This window comes from Rhizobium leguminosarum (assembly GCF_019798305.1).
Classification (GTDB): Bacteria; Pseudomonadota; Alphaproteobacteria; order Rhizobiales; family Rhizobiaceae; genus Rhizobium; species Rhizobium leguminosarum_U.
The window spans coordinates 207,430-225,703 of the sequence record NZ_JAAXDD010000004.1; the positions used below are offsets into that span (position 1 = coordinate 207,430).

An 18,274-nucleotide genomic window follows, 5' to 3' on the forward strand; every position below is an offset into this window, starting at 1 on the left:
ACCCGCGCTAGCCCAAACCAGCGCGGGTTTCCCAAAATCATAAATTCAAAAGCTTGGGAAGCGCTGGTAGCGCATGTCCCGTGCGGGCGCGCCCGCTCGAAAGGTACATGCGCCACTTAAAGCAGTTGAGCCAGCTTTGCGCGTTCTTACGAACGCGCGCGGCTCAACGGATCGCGCCTTCAAACTCGTTCGCCGTGCCGGCTTCCTTGAGGTATTCAAGAGCCTTCTTGGCAGCGCTGACCAGCGCGCCGAATGCTTCCGGCTCGTGGATCGCCATGTCGGAGAGAACCTTGCGGTCGACTTCGATGCCAGCCTTGTTCAGGCCGTCGATGAAGCGGCCGTAGGTCAGGCCGGATTCACGCACAGCGGCGTTGATGCGCTGGATCCAAAGCGCACGGAAGTTGCGTTTGTTGACCTTGCGGTCGCGGTAGGCGTACTGCTTCGAACGATCGACAGCAGCCTTGGCGGTGCGGATGGTGTTCTTGCGGCGGCCGTAAAAGCCCTTTGCTGCCTTCAGAACCTTCTTGTGCTTGGCGTGAGAGGTGACGCCTCTTTTTACACGTGCCATGTCATGATCTCCTTAAATCTAGCGTTCGCGGACGAGTCTCAGAGACCGTTCGGCAGGTAATTCTTGATAACCTTGCGGCCATCCGGTTCTGCGAGAACCATGGTGCCACGTGCATCGCGAATGAACTTGTTGGTACGCTTGATCATGCCATGGCGCTTGCCGGCAGCGGCAGCCTTGACCTTGCCGGTCGCGGTGATCTTGAACCGCTTCTTGGCAGAGGACTTCGTCTTCATCTTGGGCATTTTGCTACTCCTTCTGTCCTCCCTGCGCGCTTTATCAAAAAAGCCCTTCTCGCGAAGTCCGGTTCTCCGGCCGTCGCAACAAGGTGCGGGAGCGTTTGTTGTTGATCTGCGGCATCGGCGACGAACCGTTCCGCAAGCATTCGAAACTGCCACGGCATGCCCTGCCGGTCAGTTCGGACGCGCGCTTATAACCGCAGCGTCATGAAAGTGCAACGGGGCCGCGGAGGAATCTTCGCGCGTCCAATAATACACCCGCCCAAAGCAGAATGGCAGAAAGCACAAAAGCCGCCCTTGCGGACGGCCTTGGGCGAAAAACTGCCTGGCGCTTACTTCGGCGCCAGCACCATCATCATCTGGCGGCCTTCGAGCTTGGGTTCGGCTTCGACCTTGGCGAACTCGATCGTATCGGCCTTGACCTGCTGCAGAAGCTTCATGCCGAGTTCCTGGTGGGCCATTTCACGGCCGCGAAACTTCAGCGTCACCTTGACCTTGTCGCCTTCGTCGAAGAAGCGACCCATCGCCTTCATCTTCACTTCATAATCATGAGTGTCGATGTTCGGGCGCATCTTGATTTCTTTGACTTCGACGATCTTCTGCTTCTTGCGCGCCTCGGCAGCCTTCTTCTGGTTGGCATATTTCAGCTTGCCCAGATCGAGGATCTTGCACACAGGCGGTTCGACATTGGGGGAAATTTCGACGAGATCGAGGCCGGCTTCTTCCGCCATTCTCAAGGCCTGGTCGGTAGGCACGACGCCCATATTCTCTCCGTCAGCCCCGATCAGCTGAACTTTGGGAATGCGGATTTCACGGTTCGAGCGCGGTCCGTCCTTCACGGGCGCGTCGGTTTTAAAAGGTCTGCGAATGGTCGTATTCTCCTCGCGTTGTTTCGGAACGTTGCAGCATCGCGCTCCCAATCAGGGGTGCACAAACGTGTCGCGTCATCGCTGCAACGGAGTCAATATCATCCTTTAGCGGAAAAATCACCCGCTGTCAGCCTGCCAAGAATCTGTTTTATAGGCCAAAACAACAGGAGTTTCGCCGATGTCCGATCAGATGTCCAATGCTCAGCCGCAGTTCCTGACGGTCGGCGAGGGTGAGGCGGCGCGTGAGATCGCCATGCTCGTCCGCCCGGCGCAGGCGGGCAACGGCGCACCGGCACTCGTCTGGCTGTCCGGCTACCGCTCCGACATGAGCGGCACCAAGGCGGTGGAGCTCGACGGGCTGGCGGCGGAGCTTGGGCTCGCCTGCATCCGTCTCGACTATTCCGGCCACGGGCTTTCCGGCGGCAGCTTCGGCGACGGCACGATCTCGCGCTGGCTGGAGGAGGCGCTTGCGGTCATCCGCCATGTCGCGCCCGATCGCGTGATCCTCGTCGGCTCGTCGATGGGCGGCTGGATCGCGCTCCGGCTGGCGCAGGAGCTTGCGCGGCAGGGCGGCGTGAGGCTCGAAGGCCCAAGGCTCGGAGGGATGGTGCTGATCGCACCCGCCCCCGATTTCACCTCGGAGCTGATCGAGCCGAACCTCAAGGCCAAGGAGCGCAAGTCGCTTGCCGAGCGCGGCTATTTCGAAGAGCGCTCGCAATATAGCCCGGAACCCATCATCTATACGCGGGCGCTGATCGAGGACGGCCGAAGGAACCGGGTGCTCGACGGCATCATTGAAACCGGCTGCCCGGTGCACATCCTCCAAGGCATGAAAGACGCCGACGTGCCGCATGCGCATGCGATGAAGCTGGTCGAACATCTTCCCGCCGACGACGTGGTGCTGACGTTCATCCGCGACGGCGACCATCGCCTTTCCCGCCCCGGCGATATCGCGCTTCTGTTGAGTGCCGTCAAAGGCATCATCCGTTCGTCAACAAATAGGCAGATGCCCACTTGAACGGCAGAAGCGGATAAATTCGCCTGATGCAGGTTCCCCAACCCGTTGCATTTTAACCATATCGGCGGGTCGTAAGGTCCTCCCAAGAAGTAACGATTGACTCTTTCCGGCCCTCTCTATTAACACTTTGTTAATAAATAAGGGCGATGCAAGGAAAGAGCGGGCGTGCGGATCAAGGGTATCTTTGTGGCCATGATGGCCATGTTTGCGATGGCGACGGCCGCCATACCAGCCCCCAGCAGAAATGCTTCCATGGTGACAGGCAATGCCACCTCACAGCCGATCGGGCACTATGATTTCTGTCAGATTCACCGCGTTGAATGCGGCGCAAACCGAAACGCCGGCCCGGTTGCCATGACCCCGGGGAAGTGGTCGCTGGTGCGTTCGGTCAACGCCACGGTCAACCGCACGATCACGCCGATGACCGACAAGGAAATCTACGGCAAGGATGAGGTCTGGGCCTATCCGACCACTGCCGGCGACTGCGAGGATTTTGCGCTGTTGAAGCGCCGCATGCTGATCCAGCGCGGCTTTTCGGCTGCCGATCTGCTGATGACGGTCGTGCGCAAGCCGGATGGCGAAGGCCATGCCGTGCTGACGCTGCGCACCGCCGAGGGCGATTTTGTGCTCGACAACCTCGCCTCCGACGTCAAGCCGTGGTTTGGGACGCCCTATTCCTTCGTCAAGCGCCAGTCGAGCTACAATGCCGGCCGCTGGGTCACCATCGAGAACGACCGCGACGTTCTGGTCGGCGCGCTGCGGTAAGGGTTGGAATAGAGAATGTGGAAAAGGCCGGCGATTTGCCGGCCTTTTTGTTTTGTCGGTGGTTCTTTATACAGGGAGGGCTGCCTTTCGCTTACGCTCAAGGCGTTCGTCGCTTCCGCTCCTCACCCCCCTCATCTGCCCTGACGGGCATCTTCTCCCCGCTGGGGAGAAGCGGGAGCAATTCGCACGGGTGTCATTCCCAAACCAATGTCGCAAGGAGAGCGAGGCGCCGCCACGAGTCCCCTTCTCCCCAGCGGGGAGAAGATGCCGGCAGGCAGATGAGGGGGTGAGCGGCGAAGCCGCGAATGCTCTGAGCGCAAGCGAAGGGCAAGAATGCAGTCGTGCCGCCTCTTGAGCCTTCGCAAACGCGACCGGGACCAAATAGTCAGCCTCTCCCGGTCCTTCGCTTTCGGCTCAGGGCGTTTGTTGCTGCAATCGATTCACGGGATCGATTGCTCGGGCTGTGCCCGACCGGCTTGATGCCGAGTATGACGCACCGTCTCCCGGCCCTTCGCTTTCGGCTCAGGGCGTTCGTCGCTGCAATCGATTCACTGGATCGATTGCTCGGGCTATGCCCGACCGCAACTCACCCATTCCCGATCAGGATACCGGCGCCGAGTACCAGACCGCCGCCGAGCACCACCTGGAAGGCGGCGCGCAGGAAGGGGGTTTCCATGTAACGGTTCTGGATGAAGGCGATCGCCCAGAGCTCGAAGAAGACGACGATGGCGGCGGTGATCGTTGCCGTCCAGAAATGCGGGATCAGATAGGGCAGCGCGTGCCCGAGACCGCCGAGCGCCGTCATGATGCCGCAGGCAAGGCCGCGTTTGACCGGCGAGCCTCTGCCGGAGATCTTGCCATCGTCATGGGCGGCTTCGGTGAAGCCCATCGAAATGCCGGCACCGACGGAGGCCGAAAGGCCGACGAGGAAGGTCTGCCAGGTATCCTGCGTCGCGAAGGCGGCGGCGAAGATCGGTGCCAGCGTCGAGACCGAGCCGTCCATCAGCCCGGCAAGACCGGGCTGCACATAGGTCAGCACGAATTGTCGGCGCACCGTCTCGTCCTCGTCATGCTTGACGTCTTCGGGCGTATGTTTGTCTCCGAGCATGCGGGCGATATCTTCATGCCCTTGTTCAGCAAGCGCGAGATCACCGAGAAGCTGGCGAGTCGAGGCGTCCGAGGTCCGCTTTGCCGCCTCGACATAGAAACGATAGGCCTGCTCCTCCATCGCCTCGGTTTCCCTGCGCATCGCATCCAGCGAAAGGTTTGCCCTGAGCCAGTCCGGCTTGCGCTCGTAGAAGCCCTCCACATGCTCGCGCCGGATCAACGGAATGCGCTCACCGAAACGCTGGCGATGGATCTCGATCAACGACTTGCGATGCGTATCCTCGACCTCGGCCATGTCCTCGAAGATCTTGGCCGAGGCCGGAAATTCGCGGCGGAGCCTGTCGGCATAGGCAAGATAAATGCGGGAATCGTCTTCCTCGGAGGCGATCCCAAGGGCAAGGATCTCCTGCTCGGACAGCGAGTCGAAAGATCGTTTCGGGGATCTGAAAAACCGCGCCAGCATGACTCTCTCCAATTTTTTAGAATAATTCTAAACCTAAAGAACGAGGTGGTGACGGTCAAGGGTATGGAGCAGGCCAGCTGACAGATTGCCGCAAGTGGCACGGACGACTTTGGCGCGCTGGCATAAACACCTATATGAGAGGGCGCCGCATCACGCGGCGCCGGGGTTTTGAAATGGACAATGACATTCAGGGCCGCCCTGCTCATGTCGCGGCGATCCGCGAAAGGGCGGAGGCCGAAATGCGGGACATGGGCGTCGACGAGGCTTTCATCGACAGGCTGGTCGAGACCTTTTACGGGCGCGTGTTAACGCATCCCGATCTCGGCCCCGTGTTCGACGCCAGGCTATCCGGCCGCTGGCCACAGCATATGGCGAAGATGAAGAGCTTCTGGTCGGCCGTCGCCTTCCGCAGCGGCGCCTATGGCGGCAAGCCGGTGCAAGCGCATACCGGCGTTGCGAACCTCACACCCGATCTCTTTCCGAAGTGGCTGTCGCTGTTTGCCGCAACGCTCGACGATATCGCCCCATCGCCGGAGGCCAAGGCCTGGTTCATGGCGACGGCCGAGCGGATCGCCAAAAGCCTGACGCTTTCGCTGTTCTACAATCCGGCACTCGACGATCCCACGCGCAAACTCGCCTGATCTATCTTATAGAGACCATGTCCGCGGAAAAACGCTGATACTTTTCTAGAACAGGATGATTTTAGGCCGGGTCGGCCTCAAATCTGAATGCTGTTCTACATTAGAGCATGATGTCGTCCGAAAACCGCTCACACTTTTCGGCATCATGCTCTAGGTCTTCGCCGCCGAGGCGGTGGCGCCGGCGCTGGCCGCCACGACGAGCGCCGTTCCCAGCATTTGCAGCACGGTCATCGGCTGGGCGAGGATCAGAAAACCGGCAAGTGCGCCGATCGCCGGTTCGAGGCTCATCAGGATACCGAAGGAAGCCGCCGGCATGCGCCGCAGCGCCACCATCTCCAGCGCATAGGGCAGGAGCGGCACGAGGATGGCAAGGCCAAGGACCTCGACCAATCCCTTCTGCGTGAAGGCGCCCGCCGTCTCCGCCAGACCGAAGGGTGTCGCGACGAGGCCGGCGACGAGCAGCGACATGGAGAGGCCTTCCAGTCCCTTGAAGGCAGCGCCGACCTTCTTCGTCAGCAGGATATAGACCGCCCACCCCACAGCCGAGCCGAGGGCAAAGAGGACGCCCGGGAGATTGCCGACCCAGCCTTCGCCGTCATGGGCGAGGAAGAGAATGCCGGCCGCAGCAATCAACGGCCAGGTGAGCCGCCAGGTGAGGCCATAACCGAAGACGGCGACCGAGAGCGGCCCGAGGAAATCGATGGCGATCGCCAGACCGAGCGGCAGCCGCTGGATCGCCGCGAAGAAGCAGAGCGTCATGGCAGCCGTCGTCGTGCCGAGCAGCAACGTCGCCCGCCATTGGGCGCTGGTATAAAGCAGCACCGAAGGCCTGACGACGGCGGCAAGGATGATCGCCGCGAAAGCAAGCCGCAGCCAGGTGGCGCCCGCAACGCCATAGGTCGCAATGGCTGACGACGACAGTGCCGCACCGAACTGGATCGACGACATCGACATCAGGCACATCGCGACCCCGGCCGCCAAGCCGCCGGAAGCCGTCGATACACCCGGCTGCGCCATCAAAGCTGCGCCATCCGTCCCGGTCTCGATATTTTTGATGTCCATGTGGCCCCCGATCCTGGCGCGGTTCTAAGCCGAAGACGGGGGAGAACCAAATTCAAACTTTTCATGCCGGGATCAAGAGCGCTGATGCTGATGCGCCACGGAACGGCCGGCGGTGCGAGATATCGCCGATGGCAGCCCCTCATCCGCCTGCCGGCACCTTCTCCCCGCAGGCGGGGCGAAGGGACCATGTTGCGACCTCTCCGTTCCCCGCTCACCTCTGGCAGGGCATGTCCCCTCTCCCCGTTTTTTACGGGGAGAGGGTTAGGGTGAGGGGCAGCTATCGGCGCAACCAGCCAAGCAAAAGCTCTTGTCTAATATCAGCGACGGCCCGCAAGGATGACCTCTTCGGCATCTTCGACGCTCATCTCGAAGACCCTCCTGCCGATGTCGAAGCTGAAACCGTTGCGGGCGAAAGCCGAAAGCTCTTTCGCCTTTCGCTTTTCGTCGAGCGCGACCCGTCGGAAGGGGCCGAAGGCGCGCTTGCGGGCAAAAATCGCGGCGGCATAGAGATCGTCAGCCTCCTCAAGTGCCACTTCGACCTTGTCGCTGGAGACGCCCTTGGCAGCAAGCTTCTGGGCGATCGCGCGCTTCGATTTACCGCCGCGCACGGCAGCGCGCGTGCTGACCTCCGCATAGGCGTGATCGTCGAGCACCTTGTTGTCATAGGCAAATTTGACGGCGAAATCGGCAACGGCCTTAAGTTGCGCCGCGCTGATATCTTCGAATTTCTCCTTCGCCTTACGGGTGATGGCGTCAAAGAGCTGCTTTTCCGTCATCATCCGCCGCTCCAGGCGATAGATAGCGGAATTGCGCGCCCAGCTCAGCATGCGGGCTGTCGGGAGGGATGGAACAGTCTCGTCGGTCATCGGCTGGGTTCAGGCTTCCAGACCCTTGAGAACATTGGCGACGTTAAGGCCGATCTCCGGCACGCCGTAACCGCCCTCCATGCAGGCGAGCACCGGCAGGCCGGCGGAAGCGATCATCGCGCCCATGCGGGCGAAATCGTCGGAGGTGAGGCTGAAGAAAGAGATCGGGTCGCGCTCGAAGGTGTCGACGCCGAGCGCCAAGACGATCGCCTCGGCGCCGAAAGTCTTGATGCGGGTGAGCGCATCGGAAAGGGCCGAAGACCAGACATCCCAAGGCGTACCCGGCGGCATCGGATAGTTGCGGTTGGCGCCGGTACCCTCCCCCTCGCCTTCCTCATCGGCATGGCCGAGGAAATAGGGAAAGGCGTGCATGGGATCGCCATGCAGCGAGGCGGTGAAGACGTCGCCTCTGTGATAGAAGAGATCCTGGGTGCCGTTGCCATGGTGGAAGTCGACATCCAGCACCGCGACTTTCCTCGCACCGTGATCGAGCAGCCACTGCGCCGCGACGCCCGAATTGTTGATGAAACAATATCCGCCGAAGAGATCGATGCCTGCATGGTGGCCGGGCGGGCGGCAGAGCGCGAAGGCGAAGCGATTGCCGGCATTCAGCCAGTCGACGCCGGTGACGGCACAGCGCATGGAAGCGATCGCCGCCTCATAGGAACCCTTGGTGATCGAGGTATCGGCGGCATTGGCGTAGTGGCCGATCGCGCCGACGATATTATTCGGCACGCGCTGGCTGGTGCGGCGAACGGCAAAGGAATTGGCGATCGCCTCACCGGTGAAACCGGCCGCTACCCAGCGGTCCCAGACGGTGGCGAGAAAATCCAGATAGGCGGGATCATGCACTTTTCGAGCCGTTTCCAGCCCGTGCGCATTGGGCGCCACGACATCGGTAAAGCCCGCCTGCTTGACCGCCGCGAGGATCCATTCGGCGCGAAACGGCGCCTCGAAGGGCGTCACCAGCTGGCCGGCGTGCAGCTCGGTCCTGGCATCGCGCAGCTTGTGATCCTCGGAATAGATGACGCGCATTTCAGATCCTGCCCTTGATTGACAATGGAGATTTACACGGCTTGGCCCTGACAAAAAAGCGGCGCAGGCTCTTGATCGTCTGGAATATTGCCGCCACCCTCGCCAGTGTTTTGAGAACGAGGAAGTTTTCCGCATGAAAGTGCTGATGGTCGATGTCGACGGCGTGCTCGTTCATGGTCGTCCGACCGACGGCCTGCCTCTCTTCACCTATCTGGAGCGCGATCTCGGCCTGCCTATCGACCTGCTGCAGCAGGAATTCTTCCAGACCCACTGGCGCGATATCATCATCGGCCGCGAGGCGCTGGAGCCGCGGCTCGCCGGCGTGCTCGCAAAGATCGCACCCCATCTCAGCGCCGAAACACTGATCGAGTACTGGTTCGAAAATGATTCCCGCATCGATCTCAATCTGCTGGAAGAGCTCGCCGCTCTCAGGCAAAGCGGCATCACCCTCTTGCTGGCGACCAACCAGGAACATAGGCGGGCACGCTACCTGATGGAGCAGATCGGCCTTAAAGCACATTTCGACGACATCATCTATTCCGCAGCGCTCGGACACAGCAAGCCTTCGCCCGATTTCTTCCGGCTGGCGACCGAGCGGGCCGGCGTGCTGCCCGGCGAGATCGCCTTCATCGACGATATGGCCGAAAATATCGAAGCGGCGCGACAATTCGGCTGGAATGCCGCGCAATGGACGGCGGGCGCGACACTCGGTGGCACGCTTCCTGTCTTCGCCAGGCCGGCGTGAGCGGGGCCGGCGCAATCAGGCGAGCCGCTTGTAGAACAGGGTGGTGGCGCAAAAGCCGCCTTCCGGCCACAGCGCATAATCGGGAATGACGCCGACGCGCTGCCAGCCCAGCCGCGGATAGATCGCCTCGGCATCGCTGCCGGTTGCCGTATCGAGCACGAGCAGGGTCTTGCCGCGGCTCGCCGCCTCGCGCTCGGCGGCATCCATCAGCAGCCGGGCGAGCCCCTTGCCGCGGGCCGAGCGATGCACCAGCAGCTTCTTCAGGTCGCCGCGATGCGGCTGATTCGGCATTTGCGCGGCGCCCACCTGCACCGTGCCGACGATCCTGCCGCCGAGTTCGGCGACCAGCAGCAGATTTCCGCCCGTGGCAACGGCATCGGCGACATCGCTCCAATAGGACTCGGCATCCTCAAGCCCATAGGGCTGCATGAAACCGACGGAGGCGCCGCCAGCGACGCAATTGACAAGTATTTCCGAAAGAGCCGGAATGGCCGCGCGGGCCTCCTCGGCGGAAAGGGTACGAATAGCAGGCATGCTGTTCTCCTGAAATGAAATGCTTCTATCGGCCGCCGCGATCGAGGACGACGCAATAGCGTGCCGGTGCGTTGCCGGGATTGTGGAAGACGTGGCCCTCGCCGACCGGCATGAAGAGGCAATCGCCCGGGCGCAGCCGGTAGACGGTCTCACCCGCCGTCATCTCCAGCTCGCCGTCGAACAGCCAGATATGCTGCGTCATGCCATGGGCGCTCGCATGCGGGGGGAAGCTGACGCGGGCGCCGGCGGGGAATTCGACCTCGACGATATCGACATCGGAAGCCGTGCCCGGGGGTGAAACAGAGCGTCTGATATAACCGGTCTCCGGATCGCGCCAGACCTGCTGCTCCCGCCTCCGGGCGAGCGGCGAGGCCTGCCCCTCTTCCGCAAAGAAGGCCGACAGCGACAGGCCGAGCGCAGCGCAGATCCTTGCCAGCAACGAGGCGGTCGGGCTCGCCTCCGCCCGCTCGATGCGCGAGATCATCGCCCGGCTGACGCCGGAAGCCGCAGCCAGATCATCGAGCGTCAGAGCCTTTTCCTGCCGCAGCGTGCGAATGCGGATGCCGATCGCCTGTTCGAGATCCGGTTCCATTTTCAAGTCCCATGATTCCACTATACGAGAAATACATTATCCGATGATGGAATCAAGTGCCTATGTAAAGCGGCCAAACGCGCCTTGCTTTCGCCGCTGCGCCGACCATATATGGCGGCGTAATCCGAGGAGAGAGTAATGGACGGCAGCACGCAGAGCACGGAACTGACGGGAAGCTTCACGGCTGGCGCCTGGGACAGGATCGCGCCGATCATGGCCGAGATCGAGGCCTTGCCGCTGCTGCAGCGCCTTTCGGACGGCACATTGCCGCCGGAGGTTTTCCGGCACTACATCCTGCAGGATGCGCTCTACCTGAAGCATTATGCGCGATGCCTTGCGATCGTCGCGGCCAAGGCGCCCGACAATGCGCAGGTCCTGCGCTTCCTCGGTTCGGCGCAGAAGGCAATCACCGTCGAACAGGGCCTGCATGCCGGCTTCCTCACCCAATTCGGCATCACGTCCGCCGACGTCACATCAGCCGAACCCTCGCCTGCCGGCTTTGCCTATACGAACTTCCTGCTTGCCACCGCCTATCACAGCTCCTACGCGGTGGCGCTGTCCTCGATCCTTCCCTGCTTCTGGATCTACTGGCATGTCGGCGAAGCGATCAAGAACCGGCCTGTTATCGAGGGCAATGCCTTCCAGGCCTGGATCAACACCTATGGCGATCCGCAATTTGCCGCGGGAGCCCGCGAAGTGATCGCGCTGACCGACATCGCCGCCCGCGCCGCATCGCCGGTGGAGCGGGCTCAGATGACCGATGTCTTCGTGCGCGCCTCGCAATATGAATGGATGTTCTGGGATTCGGCCTGGCGGCTGGAGACGTGGCCGGTCTGATAGGCGCCCGACACAGGACGAAATAGCGTAAACAGCAGGATAATTACCGCTTTGCGGCAGGGGGCGGCGCTGCTATATGGCGCGCATGAGCACCAATTCCACCACTCCGCTGTCCCATATCCGCAACTTTTCGATCGTGGCCCATATCGACCACGGCAAATCGACGCTGGCCGACCGCCTGATCCAGACGACGGGCGGCCTTGCCGAGCGCGAAATGTCCGAGCAGGTGCTCGACAATATGGATATCGAGCGCGAGCGCGGCATCACCATCAAGGCGCAAACCGTGCGCCTGCACTACCAGGCTAATAACGGCGAGAAATACATTCTCAACCTGATCGACACGCCCGGCCACGTCGACTTCGCCTATGAAGTCTCACGGTCGCTGTCGGCCTGCGAGGGCTCGCTGCTTGTCGTCGATGCCAGCCAGGGCGTCGAAGCGCAGACGCTCGCCAACGTCTACCAGGCCATCGACAACAACCACGAGATCGTCACCGTCCTCAACAAGATCGACCTGCCGGCGGCCGAACCCGACCGCATCAAGGAGCAGATCGAGGAGGTGATCGGCATCGACGCTTCGGAGGCCGTGCTGATTTCGGCAAAGACCGGCCTCGGCATTCCCGACGTGCTGGAGGCGATCGTCCACAAGCTGCCGGCGCCGAAGAGCCCCGGCGGCGAAAAGGCGCCGCTGAAGGCGCTGCTCGTCGACAGCTGGTACGACGCCTATCTCGGCGTCATGGTTCTGGTCCGCGTCATCGACGGCGTGCTGACCAAGGGCCAGACGGTACGGATGATGGGCACGGATGCGAAATACCAGGTGGAGCGCGTCGGCGTGCTGACGCCGAAGATGGTCAATATCGACAGCCTCGGCCCCGGCGAGATCGGCTTCATCACCGCCTCGATCAAGGAAGTGGCCGATACCCGCGTCGGCGATACGATCACCGAGGACAAGCGGCCGACGGCCCAAGCGCTGCCGGGCTTCAAGCCGGCGCAGCCGGTGGTGTTCTGCGGCCTCTTCCCGGTCGATGCCGCCGATTTCGAGGATCTGCGCGCCGCCATGGGCAAGCTTCGCCTCAACGACGCCTCCTTCTCGTTCGAAATGGAATCGTCCGCCGCTCTCGGCTTCGGCTTCCGCTGCGGCTTCCTCGGCCTGCTGCATCTCGAAATCATCCAGGAACGGCTGGAACGTGAGTTCGACCTCGACCTCATCGCTACCGCGCCCTCGGTTGTCTACAAGATGTACATGACCGACGGCACGGAGCGCGAGCTGCACAATCCGGCCGACATGCCCGATGTCGTCAAGATCTCGGAAATCCACGAGCCGTGGATCCGCGCGACGATCCTGACGCCCGATGATTATCTCGGCGGCATCCTGAAGCTCTGCCAGGACCGGCGCGGCATCCAGATCGAGCTCACCTATGTCGGCACACGCGCGATGCTGACCTATGACCTGCCGCTCAACGAAGTCGTCTTCGATTTCTACGACCGGCTGAAGTCGATCTCGAAGGGCTATGCCTCCTTCGACTATACGCTGACCGACCATCGCGAGGGCAACCTCGTGAAGATGTCGATCCTCGTCAACGGCGAGCCGGTCGACGCGCTATCGATGATGGTGCACCGGACGGCGGCCGAAAAACGTGGCCGCGATATGTGCGAGAAGCTCAAGGAGCTGATCCCGAAGCACATGTTCAAGATCCCGATCCAGGCGGCGATCGGCGGCAACGTCATTGCCCGCGAGACGATCTCGGCGCTGCGCAAGGACGTGACCGCGAAATGCTACGGCGGCGACGCCACCCGCAAGCGCAAGCTGCTCGACAAGCAGAAGGCCGGCAAGAAGCGGATGCGCCAGTTCGGCAAGGTGGAGATTCCCCAGGAAGCCTTCATCGCCGCGCTGAAGATGGGCGACGAATAACGCTTCTCAACGTCATCTTATGCGCATACAATGTGCGCATAAGACTGAGGAGATCGTTATGGCACAGCAGCCAAGAAAAGCAGCGAACCTGTCTCTTGACGAAGGACTCGTCTCCCAGGCGCGCGAGCTCCAGATCAACATTTCCCGGGCGGCGGAAGATGGTATCGCAAAGGCCATAAAGGCGGAGCGCGAGCGGCTTTGGCGTATCGAGAACGCCGAGGCTATCCGTCTGGAAAACGAATATGTTGAAAAGCACGGCTTGCCCTTCGCCAAATACCGTCAGTTTTAGAGCGGTTCAACTTTCACGGGAGCGTAGAACTGCTCTAAGTTTTGCTTTTACGCAATTCCTGACGGAAAACCGCTTCCACTTTTCCTGGAATGCTCTAGTGGCACGCTTTCACGTCTATCACCTTAAAAGCGGAAATCTCCTGGCCATCGATCTTCAGGCCAATCTGCTTGACGATCTGCCTTCGCGCGTCATGGTTCCGTTGCATCCAGTACAGGAACTGAGCTGGTCGATCTCGCGACTGAACCCACGCTTTCCCATTGAGAGTGAAACCTATGTCATGGCTACCCAGCGCATGGCATCGGTCCCGACCGCGGAAATTGGAAAAGTGGTGGCGGATCTTACCGCCGACAGCGATCGCATTATCGCCGCCGTCGATTTTCTCTTCCAGGGTTTCTGAGCCTCATCCCCTGCCCATATATTCCTTCACCAGCCCCTCATAGGCGTCCATCTCCGGCAGCGCCGTGTAGCTGTATACCGCGCCGGTCTCGGCAAATGACAGCTTCTCGCTTGTCCATGTCTCGATGAAGGGCGTGAACCAGCTCGGATCGTCGAGCATGGTCGCACGCAGATTGACGAACCAGTCCATGCCTTCCGGCCGGGTGAACATCCAGCTCATGCAATGCGGGCAGAAATAATGCTTCGTGGCGCCATGCAGGCCGCCGATCACCGGCTCGCCTTGCGTCACCTCGAAGCCTTCGCTGGGGATGGCCGCACTCAGCGAATAGGCGCTCGATGACATCTTCTGGCACCCCGTGCAATGGCAGGCCATGGTGAGCAGCGGCGGGGCGCTGATCTTCAATCGCACCCGGCCGCAACGGCAGCCGCCGTCCATCGGTAAATTCAGTTCGCTCATGATTCCCTCCCGTTTTGCCCTCTCATCTAGCGGAATGATCGCCGCTGTCGAGATGGCAAGATCATCGCGGAATGACGGCCTTGCCGGCGTTAGAGCATTTCCGTTTTTCTCCGAATCCCGGAAATGTTCTATGTCTTTGTTTTCACGCAATTCCGGACGCAAATCCGCTACGCACTTTTGCTGGAATTGCTCTAGCGGATGCGGGCTGGATTGCCGACCACGGTTGCGCCGGCCGGCACATCCCTCGTCACCACCGCGCCGGCCCCGATGATCGCACCGTCGCCGATGGTGACGCCGCCGAGGATGATGGCGCTGCCGCCGATCCAGACATCGCTGCCGATGGTGACAGGCCGGGCGATCTCGATGCCCGTGCTGCGCAATGCCGGGTCCTTGTGATGCTCGGCGCAATAGATCTGCACGCCGGGGCCGAGCATGCTGCGGTCGCCGATGGTCACCCGGCCGGAATCGAGGATGGTGCAGCCGGCATTGAAATAGACGCGTTCGCCGAGAACGATATTGATGCCGTAGGAGCAGTGAAACGGGGCCTCGATGAAGACGTTGAGTGCAGCCTGCGCAAAGAGTGCCTTCAGGGCTGGCGCCATCGCGCCGCGCTCATCCGGCGGCAGCGTATTGTGCGCATGGACGGCTATGCGCGCCTGTTGGCGCAAGAGATCGAGTTCGTCATCGAGGCAGCAATACCATTCGCCTGCCGCCATCTTTTCGCGTTCGCTGGCCGGCATCGCATTGCCTCTCACGCCGAGGCCTGTGACAGCATTTCGACCTCTTGCTGCTCGATCCGGCCGACCCAGGCACGCGCAATGGCAAGTCCTGCAGCATCGGCGGCTCCGGCATGTCTTGCCGCCAGTTCGGCATGGTTCTCCAGCCAGCCCGGCGCGATGCGCGCAATCGTATCGGGAAATTCGGCCTTCCATTGCGCGACGACCGCTGCATTGGCCTCGAAATGGAACTGGGTGCCATAGACGGCGCGGCCGATTCGGAAGGCCTGGTTTTCGGCGACAGGGCTCGAGGCGAGATGAACCGCGCCTTCGGGCAACGAAAACGTATCGGCATGCCATTCGAAGATGGTGAACTCGCCGCCAAGCGCCAACAGCAGCGGATCGGCGCGGCCCTCGGCGGTGACGCCGATCTTGTGCCAGCCGAATTCGCAGGCGCCATAGGTGCGGGCGAGGATCTGGCTGCCGAGGCAGATGCCGAGCACCGCCTTGCCGGCATCGCCGAAGCGGCGCGTGAGTCGGACGAGTTCCGGCAGATAGGGGTGGGTTTCGTCATCCAGCGCGCTCTGCTCGCCGCCGAGAACGACCAGCGAGTCATGGCCGGATATATCTTTCGGCAGGATGCCGTCCTGCCAGACCCGGAACCACTCGATCTCCACTCCCGCCTCGTCGAGGGCAGCGGCAAGCGCGCCGAGGCCGGTATTCCGCATATTTTCGATGACTGCGACGCGCATAGGCTCTTCCTGGTATGACCGACCACAGGAAGAGACCATGCGGAAGAGCGGCGCGCAAGACGCCAGAACAGGATTCAGGCTTTAGGCCGGTCGGCCCAAAATCTGAATCCTGTTCCTAATTAGGTAGAGCATGATGTCGCCCGAAAACCGCTCACACTTTTCGGCATCATGCTCTGGCGAGGCAATTGCGCCGGTGCGCCACAGGGCTTAAATCTCAGAAAACGAAAGGACATCGCCATGACCGAAAAAGCCCGCGTCGCGATCCTCTACTGCACCCAGTGCAACTGGCTGCTGCGCGCCAGCTGGATGGCGCAGGAGCTGCTGCATACTTTTTCCGACAGTCTTGGCGAAGTGGCGCTGATCCCCGCCACCGGCGGCAATTTCGAGATCCGCGTCAATGGCGATCTGATCTGGGAGCGCAAGCGCGACGGCGGCTTCCCCGGGCCGAGGGAGCTGAAACAGCGGGTCCGCGACATCGTCGAGCCCGGCCGCGATCTCGGCCATGTCGACCGCGCCTCGCTCGAAAGCTGATCACGACGATTAGCGATAGGGCGAGCGGCAAGTCTTGTAGATGCCCTCATAGGTGAGGAAACGATCCGTCCGCGGATTGTAGGAGCGGTACTCGTTGCTGCACCAAGCGGCATGGCTATTCATGTCGCGCGCCTTCGGCTGCACCCTTTGCACCGGCGGCGGATCATAGGTCAGCTGCGGCGGCCCGGCAGCGCCCGGCCGGTAATAGGTCGGCCCTGCGCCGCGCGGGCGGTAATTCGGCTGGACATAGGCGGGACGATGCCATTGCTGCGGCCCGAACCCGAAGCAGCCGCGAAAATCGCAAAGCGTCGAGCCTGTGTGGAGCGGTCCAACCCCCGGCTTGCCCAGCTTCAGCGAATCGGCCCCGGCGATGGCGGGTGACAAAACGGCCAAGAGACCGGCGAGCAGAAGCGTTCGGGGAGCAAGCATGATGCATTCCTTTCGGTATTTCCTCTATATAGGGCGTACCAACCGAAGCGCTATGCCCACCCTCCGGCGCTCCCCCGCATGTGATCGGCTGCTTTTTCGCCAACTGTCAGAAAAACTTCAAAAACCCAGTTGACAGTCAGGGGCCACCCCCTTACATCGCTCTCCGTCGCCCAGATGGCGGAATTGGTAGACGCGCCAGCTTCAGGTGCTGGTACCCGAAAGGGTGTGGAGGTTCGAGTCCTCTTCTGGGCACCATTCCATTCTTGACCGATACCAAGATCAAGGAGTTAAGCCTTTTCAACCAAGCTGTGCATTGGTGCCTTGTAGCAAAGGCCAGCCGCGATGCGCTTGAGGCTTGTTCACTCGATAGCTCCCAAGAACTCTCCGAAATCCTGATTTCTGGACGCTTATTCCCACCGCTCTTGATAGCCGGCCTGCATTGACTCTCTCACTCCAAAATGTGAACATATAGCGAACATAATGGAGTCTTGCGATGATCCGATACGCCACGTCCGCAGCCGGCAACCCCCAGCCACCAAAGGCACGCGAGGTGTCAGCTGCCGAACCGGCCGTTGAAATGCCTGCCTCCAAGCCCGTCAGTGAGGTAGCTTCTGCCAGTGCGGTGCTTGCTGCTTACCCGCTGCTGCCCAGCGGCGAGTCAGACGAGCTCGGCTCTAACCCTCTGCAGAAGACCACCAAACCACCACGCCGGGCGGCAACAAAACGTAAGCCTAAGGTCGCCGAGGCAGACGATACTCCGCTCCAGCTCAGTCTGGAGGCTTAGCCGCAACCATCCGGCCAAGTTATGGCGGCGCGCAGGGGCTCCCACCATAATCTATATAGCACGTCGGAATCCCGAAATTGGTTGCGGGATTGAAATCATTGGATGTTTCTCCATGACAACAGCCCGCGAAAGGCGTCGAATTTCGGAATCCCGAAGCGGGGGAATTTCGGGATTCCGAAGTGGGATTTTTTCTTCGGGCCGACACACCCGCCTTTGTCCGTTGTCTGTGCCGTCAGCCGCTGGAGCCTACCACAACAGCACGGCGTTGCAGCAGCCGGCCTGAGCGAGCGTCATCTGACGCCGTCTGCCTGAAGCCCCTCAGCGCACCGGCTGATAGTGGCCGCGGAGCGGAACTTTGCCACCCGTCGTGACGAAGCCGTCGCGTTCGCAGACATAGATCAGCGTCGGCATGCCGCCGGAGCGAAAGATTTCGTCATAACGACGGCGGATCTGCACGGTTTCGGTGCGGCAATTGTAGGATTCCTCCTCTTTCTTATCCGGCTGCGCCTTGACGCCGGGAAGACCCTTGTAGGGATAGAGGGGCTGAACGCCCGAATCGACGGATTTCGTCCAGTCGACGGCAAAGGCGGACGCCGGGGCGAGGCTCGATACGGCAACGAGCAATATCAGAAGCATCATCAACAGCCGCATGGGAACTCTCCTGCCGGCCAGA

Annotated in this window: 23 protein-coding genes, 1 tRNA gene and 2 pseudogenes; 11 read left to right on the plus strand and 15 right to left on the minus strand. The window is 61.3% G+C overall.

The genetic code is table 11. The features are described 5' to 3' along the window. Positions 1-163: 163 nt before the first annotated feature. From rplT to infC, 3 genes are all read right to left on the minus strand, one after another. Positions 164-568 (minus strand): 50S ribosomal protein L20, encoded by a 405-nt coding sequence (rplT, locus tag HFO99_RS09100; RefSeq protein ID WP_222360704.1) that lies wholly within the window; start codon positions 566-568, stop codon positions 164-166. A 38-nt stretch (positions 569-606) separates the two neighbouring features. Further along, entirely contained in the window at positions 607-810 is a 204-nt protein-coding gene (gene rpmI / locus HFO99_RS09105; protein ID WP_003570998.1) for a 50S ribosomal protein L35, read from the minus strand. Between the two features lie 326 nt (positions 811-1,136). Then, positions 1,137-1,673, minus strand: coding sequence for a translation initiation factor IF-3 (gene infC / locus HFO99_RS09110; protein ID WP_075225634.1), 537 nt, complete (start codon positions 1,671-1,673; stop codon positions 1,137-1,139). A gap of 178 nt (positions 1,674-1,851) precedes the next feature. On the opposite strand from infC, the gene HFO99_RS09115 reads away from it, so the two are divergent. Both HFO99_RS09115 and HFO99_RS09120 read left to right on the plus strand, forming a co-directional pair. After that, a complete protein-coding gene (locus HFO99_RS09115; RefSeq protein WP_222360707.1) occupies positions 1,852-2,691 on the plus strand; it encodes an alpha/beta hydrolase in 840 nt (279 codons plus the stop codon). A gap of 165 nt (positions 2,692-2,856) precedes the next feature. Next, positions 2,857-3,456 carry a transglutaminase-like cysteine peptidase gene (locus HFO99_RS09120; RefSeq protein ID WP_222360709.1) on the plus strand — a complete coding sequence of 200 codons (600 nt, stop codon included), beginning with the start codon at positions 2,857-2,859 and terminating at the stop codon, positions 3,454-3,456. A gap of 586 nt (positions 3,457-4,042) precedes the next feature. On the opposite strand, the gene mbfA is transcribed toward HFO99_RS09120, so the two are convergent. Beyond that, positions 4,043-5,026, minus strand: a complete 984-nt coding sequence (gene mbfA, locus HFO99_RS09125; RefSeq protein WP_222360711.1) for an iron exporter MbfA — start codon at positions 5,024-5,026, stop codon at positions 4,043-4,045. Positions 5,027-5,199: 173 nt separating this feature from the next. Between mbfA and HFO99_RS09130 the strand changes: the two genes are divergently transcribed. Beyond that, the gene (locus HFO99_RS09130; RefSeq protein ID WP_222248498.1) at positions 5,200-5,667 is read left to right on the plus strand and encodes a group III truncated hemoglobin; all 468 of its coding nucleotides are present in this window, start codon (positions 5,200-5,202) and stop codon (positions 5,665-5,667) included. A 150-nt stretch (positions 5,668-5,817) separates the two neighbouring features. Here HFO99_RS09130 and HFO99_RS09135 read toward each other — a convergent pair whose 3' ends face one another. From HFO99_RS09135 to HFO99_RS09145, 3 genes are all read right to left on the minus strand, one after another. Then, positions 5,818-6,729, minus strand: coding sequence for an EamA family transporter (locus tag HFO99_RS09135; protein ID WP_222360713.1), 912 nt, complete (start codon positions 6,727-6,729; stop codon positions 5,818-5,820). Positions 6,730-7,046: 317 nt separating this feature from the next. After that, complete coding sequence (gene recX / locus HFO99_RS09140; RefSeq protein ID WP_222360715.1) at positions 7,047-7,595, minus strand: recombination regulator RecX; 549 nt, start codon at positions 7,593-7,595, stop codon at positions 7,047-7,049. A 9-nt stretch (positions 7,596-7,604) separates the two neighbouring features. After that, on the minus strand, positions 7,605-8,630 hold the full coding sequence (locus HFO99_RS09145) for a histone deacetylase family protein (RefSeq protein WP_222360717.1): 1,026 nt from the start codon (positions 8,628-8,630) through the stop codon (positions 7,605-7,607). Between the two features lie 133 nt (positions 8,631-8,763). Here HFO99_RS09145 and HFO99_RS09150 point away from each other — a divergent pair, with 133 nt between their 5' ends. After that, the gene (locus HFO99_RS09150) at positions 8,764-9,375 is read left to right on the plus strand and encodes an HAD-IA family hydrolase (protein WP_222360719.1); all 612 of its coding nucleotides are present in this window, start codon (positions 8,764-8,766) and stop codon (positions 9,373-9,375) included. Positions 9,376-9,390: 15 nt separating this feature from the next. Here the strand turns inward: HFO99_RS09150 and HFO99_RS09155 are convergent, their stop codons facing one another. Together HFO99_RS09155 and HFO99_RS09160 are read right to left on the minus strand one after the other, a co-directional pair. After that, on the minus strand, positions 9,391-9,909 hold the full coding sequence (locus HFO99_RS09155) for a GNAT family N-acetyltransferase (RefSeq protein ID WP_222360721.1): 519 nt from the start codon (positions 9,907-9,909) through the stop codon (positions 9,391-9,393). Between the two features lie 25 nt (positions 9,910-9,934). Beyond that, on the minus strand, positions 9,935-10,501 hold the full coding sequence (locus HFO99_RS09160; RefSeq protein ID WP_222360724.1) for a helix-turn-helix domain-containing protein: 567 nt from the start codon (positions 10,499-10,501) through the stop codon (positions 9,935-9,937). 138 nt (positions 10,502-10,639) lie between these two features. On the opposite strand from HFO99_RS09160, the gene tenA reads away from it, so the two are divergent. The 4 genes from tenA (at position 10,640) to HFO99_RS09180 (ending at position 13,933) form a co-directional block, all read left to right on the plus strand. Continuing rightward, positions 10,640-11,338 (plus strand): thiaminase II, encoded by a 699-nt coding sequence (gene tenA / locus HFO99_RS09165; RefSeq protein WP_222360726.1) that lies wholly within the window; start codon positions 10,640-10,642, stop codon positions 11,336-11,338. Positions 11,339-11,414: 76 nt separating this feature from the next. Further along, positions 11,415-13,247: a translation elongation factor 4 gene (lepA, locus tag HFO99_RS09170; RefSeq protein WP_017966575.1), complete on the plus strand. Its 1,833-nt coding sequence runs from the start codon at positions 11,415-11,417 to the stop codon at positions 13,245-13,247. Positions 13,248-13,305: 58 nt separating this feature from the next. Next, positions 13,306-13,536 (plus strand): type II toxin-antitoxin system CcdA family antitoxin, encoded by a 231-nt coding sequence (locus tag HFO99_RS09175; RefSeq protein ID WP_003544591.1) that lies wholly within the window; start codon positions 13,306-13,308, stop codon positions 13,534-13,536. 97 nt (positions 13,537-13,633) lie between these two features. Beyond that, positions 13,634-13,933 (plus strand): CcdB family protein, encoded by a 300-nt coding sequence (locus HFO99_RS09180; protein ID WP_018070280.1) that lies wholly within the window; start codon positions 13,634-13,636, stop codon positions 13,931-13,933. Between the two features lie 3 nt (positions 13,934-13,936). Here the strand turns inward: HFO99_RS09180 and HFO99_RS09185 are convergent, their stop codons facing one another. The 4 genes and pseudogenes from HFO99_RS09185 to HFO99_RS09195 all read right to left on the minus strand — a co-directional run bounded on the left by HFO99_RS09185 (position 13,937) and on the right by HFO99_RS09195 (position 15,896). After that, positions 13,937-14,389, minus strand: coding sequence for a GFA family protein (locus HFO99_RS09185; protein ID WP_222360728.1), 453 nt, complete (start codon positions 14,387-14,389; stop codon positions 13,937-13,939). A 197-nt stretch (positions 14,390-14,586) separates the two neighbouring features. Then, positions 14,587-14,730 (minus strand): annotated as a pseudogene (locus tag HFO99_RS33885) (DapH/DapD/GlmU-related protein); the annotation flags it as partial. A gap of 243 nt (positions 14,731-14,973) precedes the next feature. Then, positions 14,974-15,129, minus strand: a pseudogene (locus HFO99_RS33890) (maltose acetyltransferase domain-containing protein); the annotation flags it as partial. An 11-nt stretch (positions 15,130-15,140) separates the two neighbouring features. Then, positions 15,141-15,896, minus strand: a complete 756-nt coding sequence (locus HFO99_RS09195) for a type 1 glutamine amidotransferase (RefSeq protein ID WP_222360732.1) — start codon at positions 15,894-15,896, stop codon at positions 15,141-15,143. Positions 15,897-16,094: 198 nt separating this feature from the next. On the opposite strand from HFO99_RS09195, the gene HFO99_RS09200 reads away from it, so the two are divergent. Beyond that, positions 16,095-16,388 carry a SelT/SelW/SelH family protein gene (locus HFO99_RS09200; protein ID WP_222360734.1) on the plus strand — a complete coding sequence of 98 codons (294 nt, stop codon included), beginning with the start codon at positions 16,095-16,097 and terminating at the stop codon, positions 16,386-16,388. Positions 16,389-16,397: 9 nt separating this feature from the next. On the opposite strand, the gene HFO99_RS09205 is transcribed toward HFO99_RS09200, so the two are convergent. Next, complete coding sequence (locus tag HFO99_RS09205; protein WP_222360736.1) at positions 16,398-16,817, minus strand: BA14K family protein; 420 nt, start codon at positions 16,815-16,817, stop codon at positions 16,398-16,400. Between the two features lie 168 nt (positions 16,818-16,985). Between HFO99_RS09205 and HFO99_RS09210 the strand changes: the two genes are divergently transcribed. Then, a tRNA-Leu gene (locus tag HFO99_RS09210) sits at positions 16,986-17,072 on the plus strand. 238 nt (positions 17,073-17,310) lie between these two features. After that, the gene (locus HFO99_RS33790) at positions 17,311-17,601 is read left to right on the plus strand and encodes a poly(hydroxyalkanoate) granule-associated protein (protein WP_315860475.1); all 291 of its coding nucleotides are present in this window, start codon (positions 17,311-17,313) and stop codon (positions 17,599-17,601) included. A 318-nt stretch (positions 17,602-17,919) separates the two neighbouring features. Here the strand turns inward: HFO99_RS33790 and HFO99_RS09215 are convergent, their stop codons facing one another. Continuing rightward, positions 17,920-18,252 carry a hypothetical protein gene (locus HFO99_RS09215; RefSeq protein ID WP_222360738.1) on the minus strand — a complete coding sequence of 111 codons (333 nt, stop codon included), beginning with the start codon at positions 18,250-18,252 and terminating at the stop codon, positions 17,920-17,922. Between the last annotated feature and the right edge of the window lie 22 nt (positions 18,253-18,274).

What these genes read in the sequence shown, in the direction of transcription:
- HFO99_RS09130 (WP_222248498.1), top strand. Translation starts at nt 5,200, where the DNA reads ATGGACAATGACATTCAGGGCCGCCCTGCTCATGTCGCGGCGATCCGC.
- HFO99_RS09155 (WP_222360721.1), bottom strand. Translation starts at nt 9,909, where the DNA reads ATGCCTGCTATTCGTACCCTTTCCGCCGAGGAGGCCCGCGCGGCCATT.
- HFO99_RS09145 (WP_222360717.1), bottom strand. Translation starts at nt 8,630, where the DNA reads ATGCGCGTCATCTATTCCGAGGATCACAAGCTGCGCGATGCCAGGACC.
- rpmI (WP_003570998.1), bottom strand. Translation starts at nt 810, where the DNA reads ATGCCCAAGATGAAGACGAAGTCCTCTGCCAAGAAGCGGTTCAAGATC.
- HFO99_RS09150 (WP_222360719.1), top strand. Translation starts at nt 8,764, where the DNA reads ATGAAAGTGCTGATGGTCGATGTCGACGGCGTGCTCGTTCATGGTCGT.
- HFO99_RS09205 (WP_222360736.1), bottom strand. Translation starts at nt 16,817, where the DNA reads ATGCTTGCTCCCCGAACGCTTCTGCTCGCCGGTCTCTTGGCCGTTTTG.
- mbfA (WP_222360711.1), bottom strand. Translation starts at nt 5,026, where the DNA reads ATGCTGGCGCGGTTTTTCAGATCCCCGAAACGATCTTTCGACTCGCTG.
- HFO99_RS09175 (WP_003544591.1), top strand. Translation starts at nt 13,306, where the DNA reads ATGGCACAGCAGCCAAGAAAAGCAGCGAACCTGTCTCTTGACGAAGGA.
- rplT (WP_222360704.1), bottom strand. Translation starts at nt 568, where the DNA reads ATGGCACGTGTAAAAAGAGGCGTCACCTCTCACGCCAAGCACAAGAAG.
- HFO99_RS09135 (WP_222360713.1), bottom strand. Translation starts at nt 6,729, where the DNA reads ATGGACATCAAAAATATCGAGACCGGGACGGATGGCGCAGCTTTGATG.
- recX (WP_222360715.1), bottom strand. Translation starts at nt 7,595, where the DNA reads ATGACCGACGAGACTGTTCCATCCCTCCCGACAGCCCGCATGCTGAGC.
- HFO99_RS09160 (WP_222360724.1), bottom strand. Translation starts at nt 10,501, where the DNA reads ATGGAACCGGATCTCGAACAGGCGATCGGCATCCGCATTCGCACGCTG.
- HFO99_RS33790 (WP_315860475.1), top strand. Translation starts at nt 17,311, where the DNA reads ATGATCCGATACGCCACGTCCGCAGCCGGCAACCCCCAGCCACCAAAG.
- HFO99_RS09195 (WP_222360732.1), bottom strand. Translation starts at nt 15,896, where the DNA reads ATGGTCTCTTCCTGTGGTCGGTCATACCAGGAAGAGCCTATGCGCGTC.
- lepA (WP_017966575.1), top strand. Translation starts at nt 11,415, where the DNA reads ATGGCGCGCATGAGCACCAATTCCACCACTCCGCTGTCCCATATCCGC.
- HFO99_RS09215 (WP_222360738.1), bottom strand. Translation starts at nt 18,252, where the DNA reads ATGCGGCTGTTGATGATGCTTCTGATATTGCTCGTTGCCGTATCGAGC.
- tenA (WP_222360726.1), top strand. Translation starts at nt 10,640, where the DNA reads ATGGACGGCAGCACGCAGAGCACGGAACTGACGGGAAGCTTCACGGCT.
- HFO99_RS09115 (WP_222360707.1), top strand. Translation starts at nt 1,852, where the DNA reads ATGTCCGATCAGATGTCCAATGCTCAGCCGCAGTTCCTGACGGTCGGC.
- HFO99_RS09200 (WP_222360734.1), top strand. Translation starts at nt 16,095, where the DNA reads ATGACCGAAAAAGCCCGCGTCGCGATCCTCTACTGCACCCAGTGCAAC.
- HFO99_RS09185 (WP_222360728.1), bottom strand. Translation starts at nt 14,389, where the DNA reads ATGAGCGAACTGAATTTACCGATGGACGGCGGCTGCCGTTGCGGCCGG.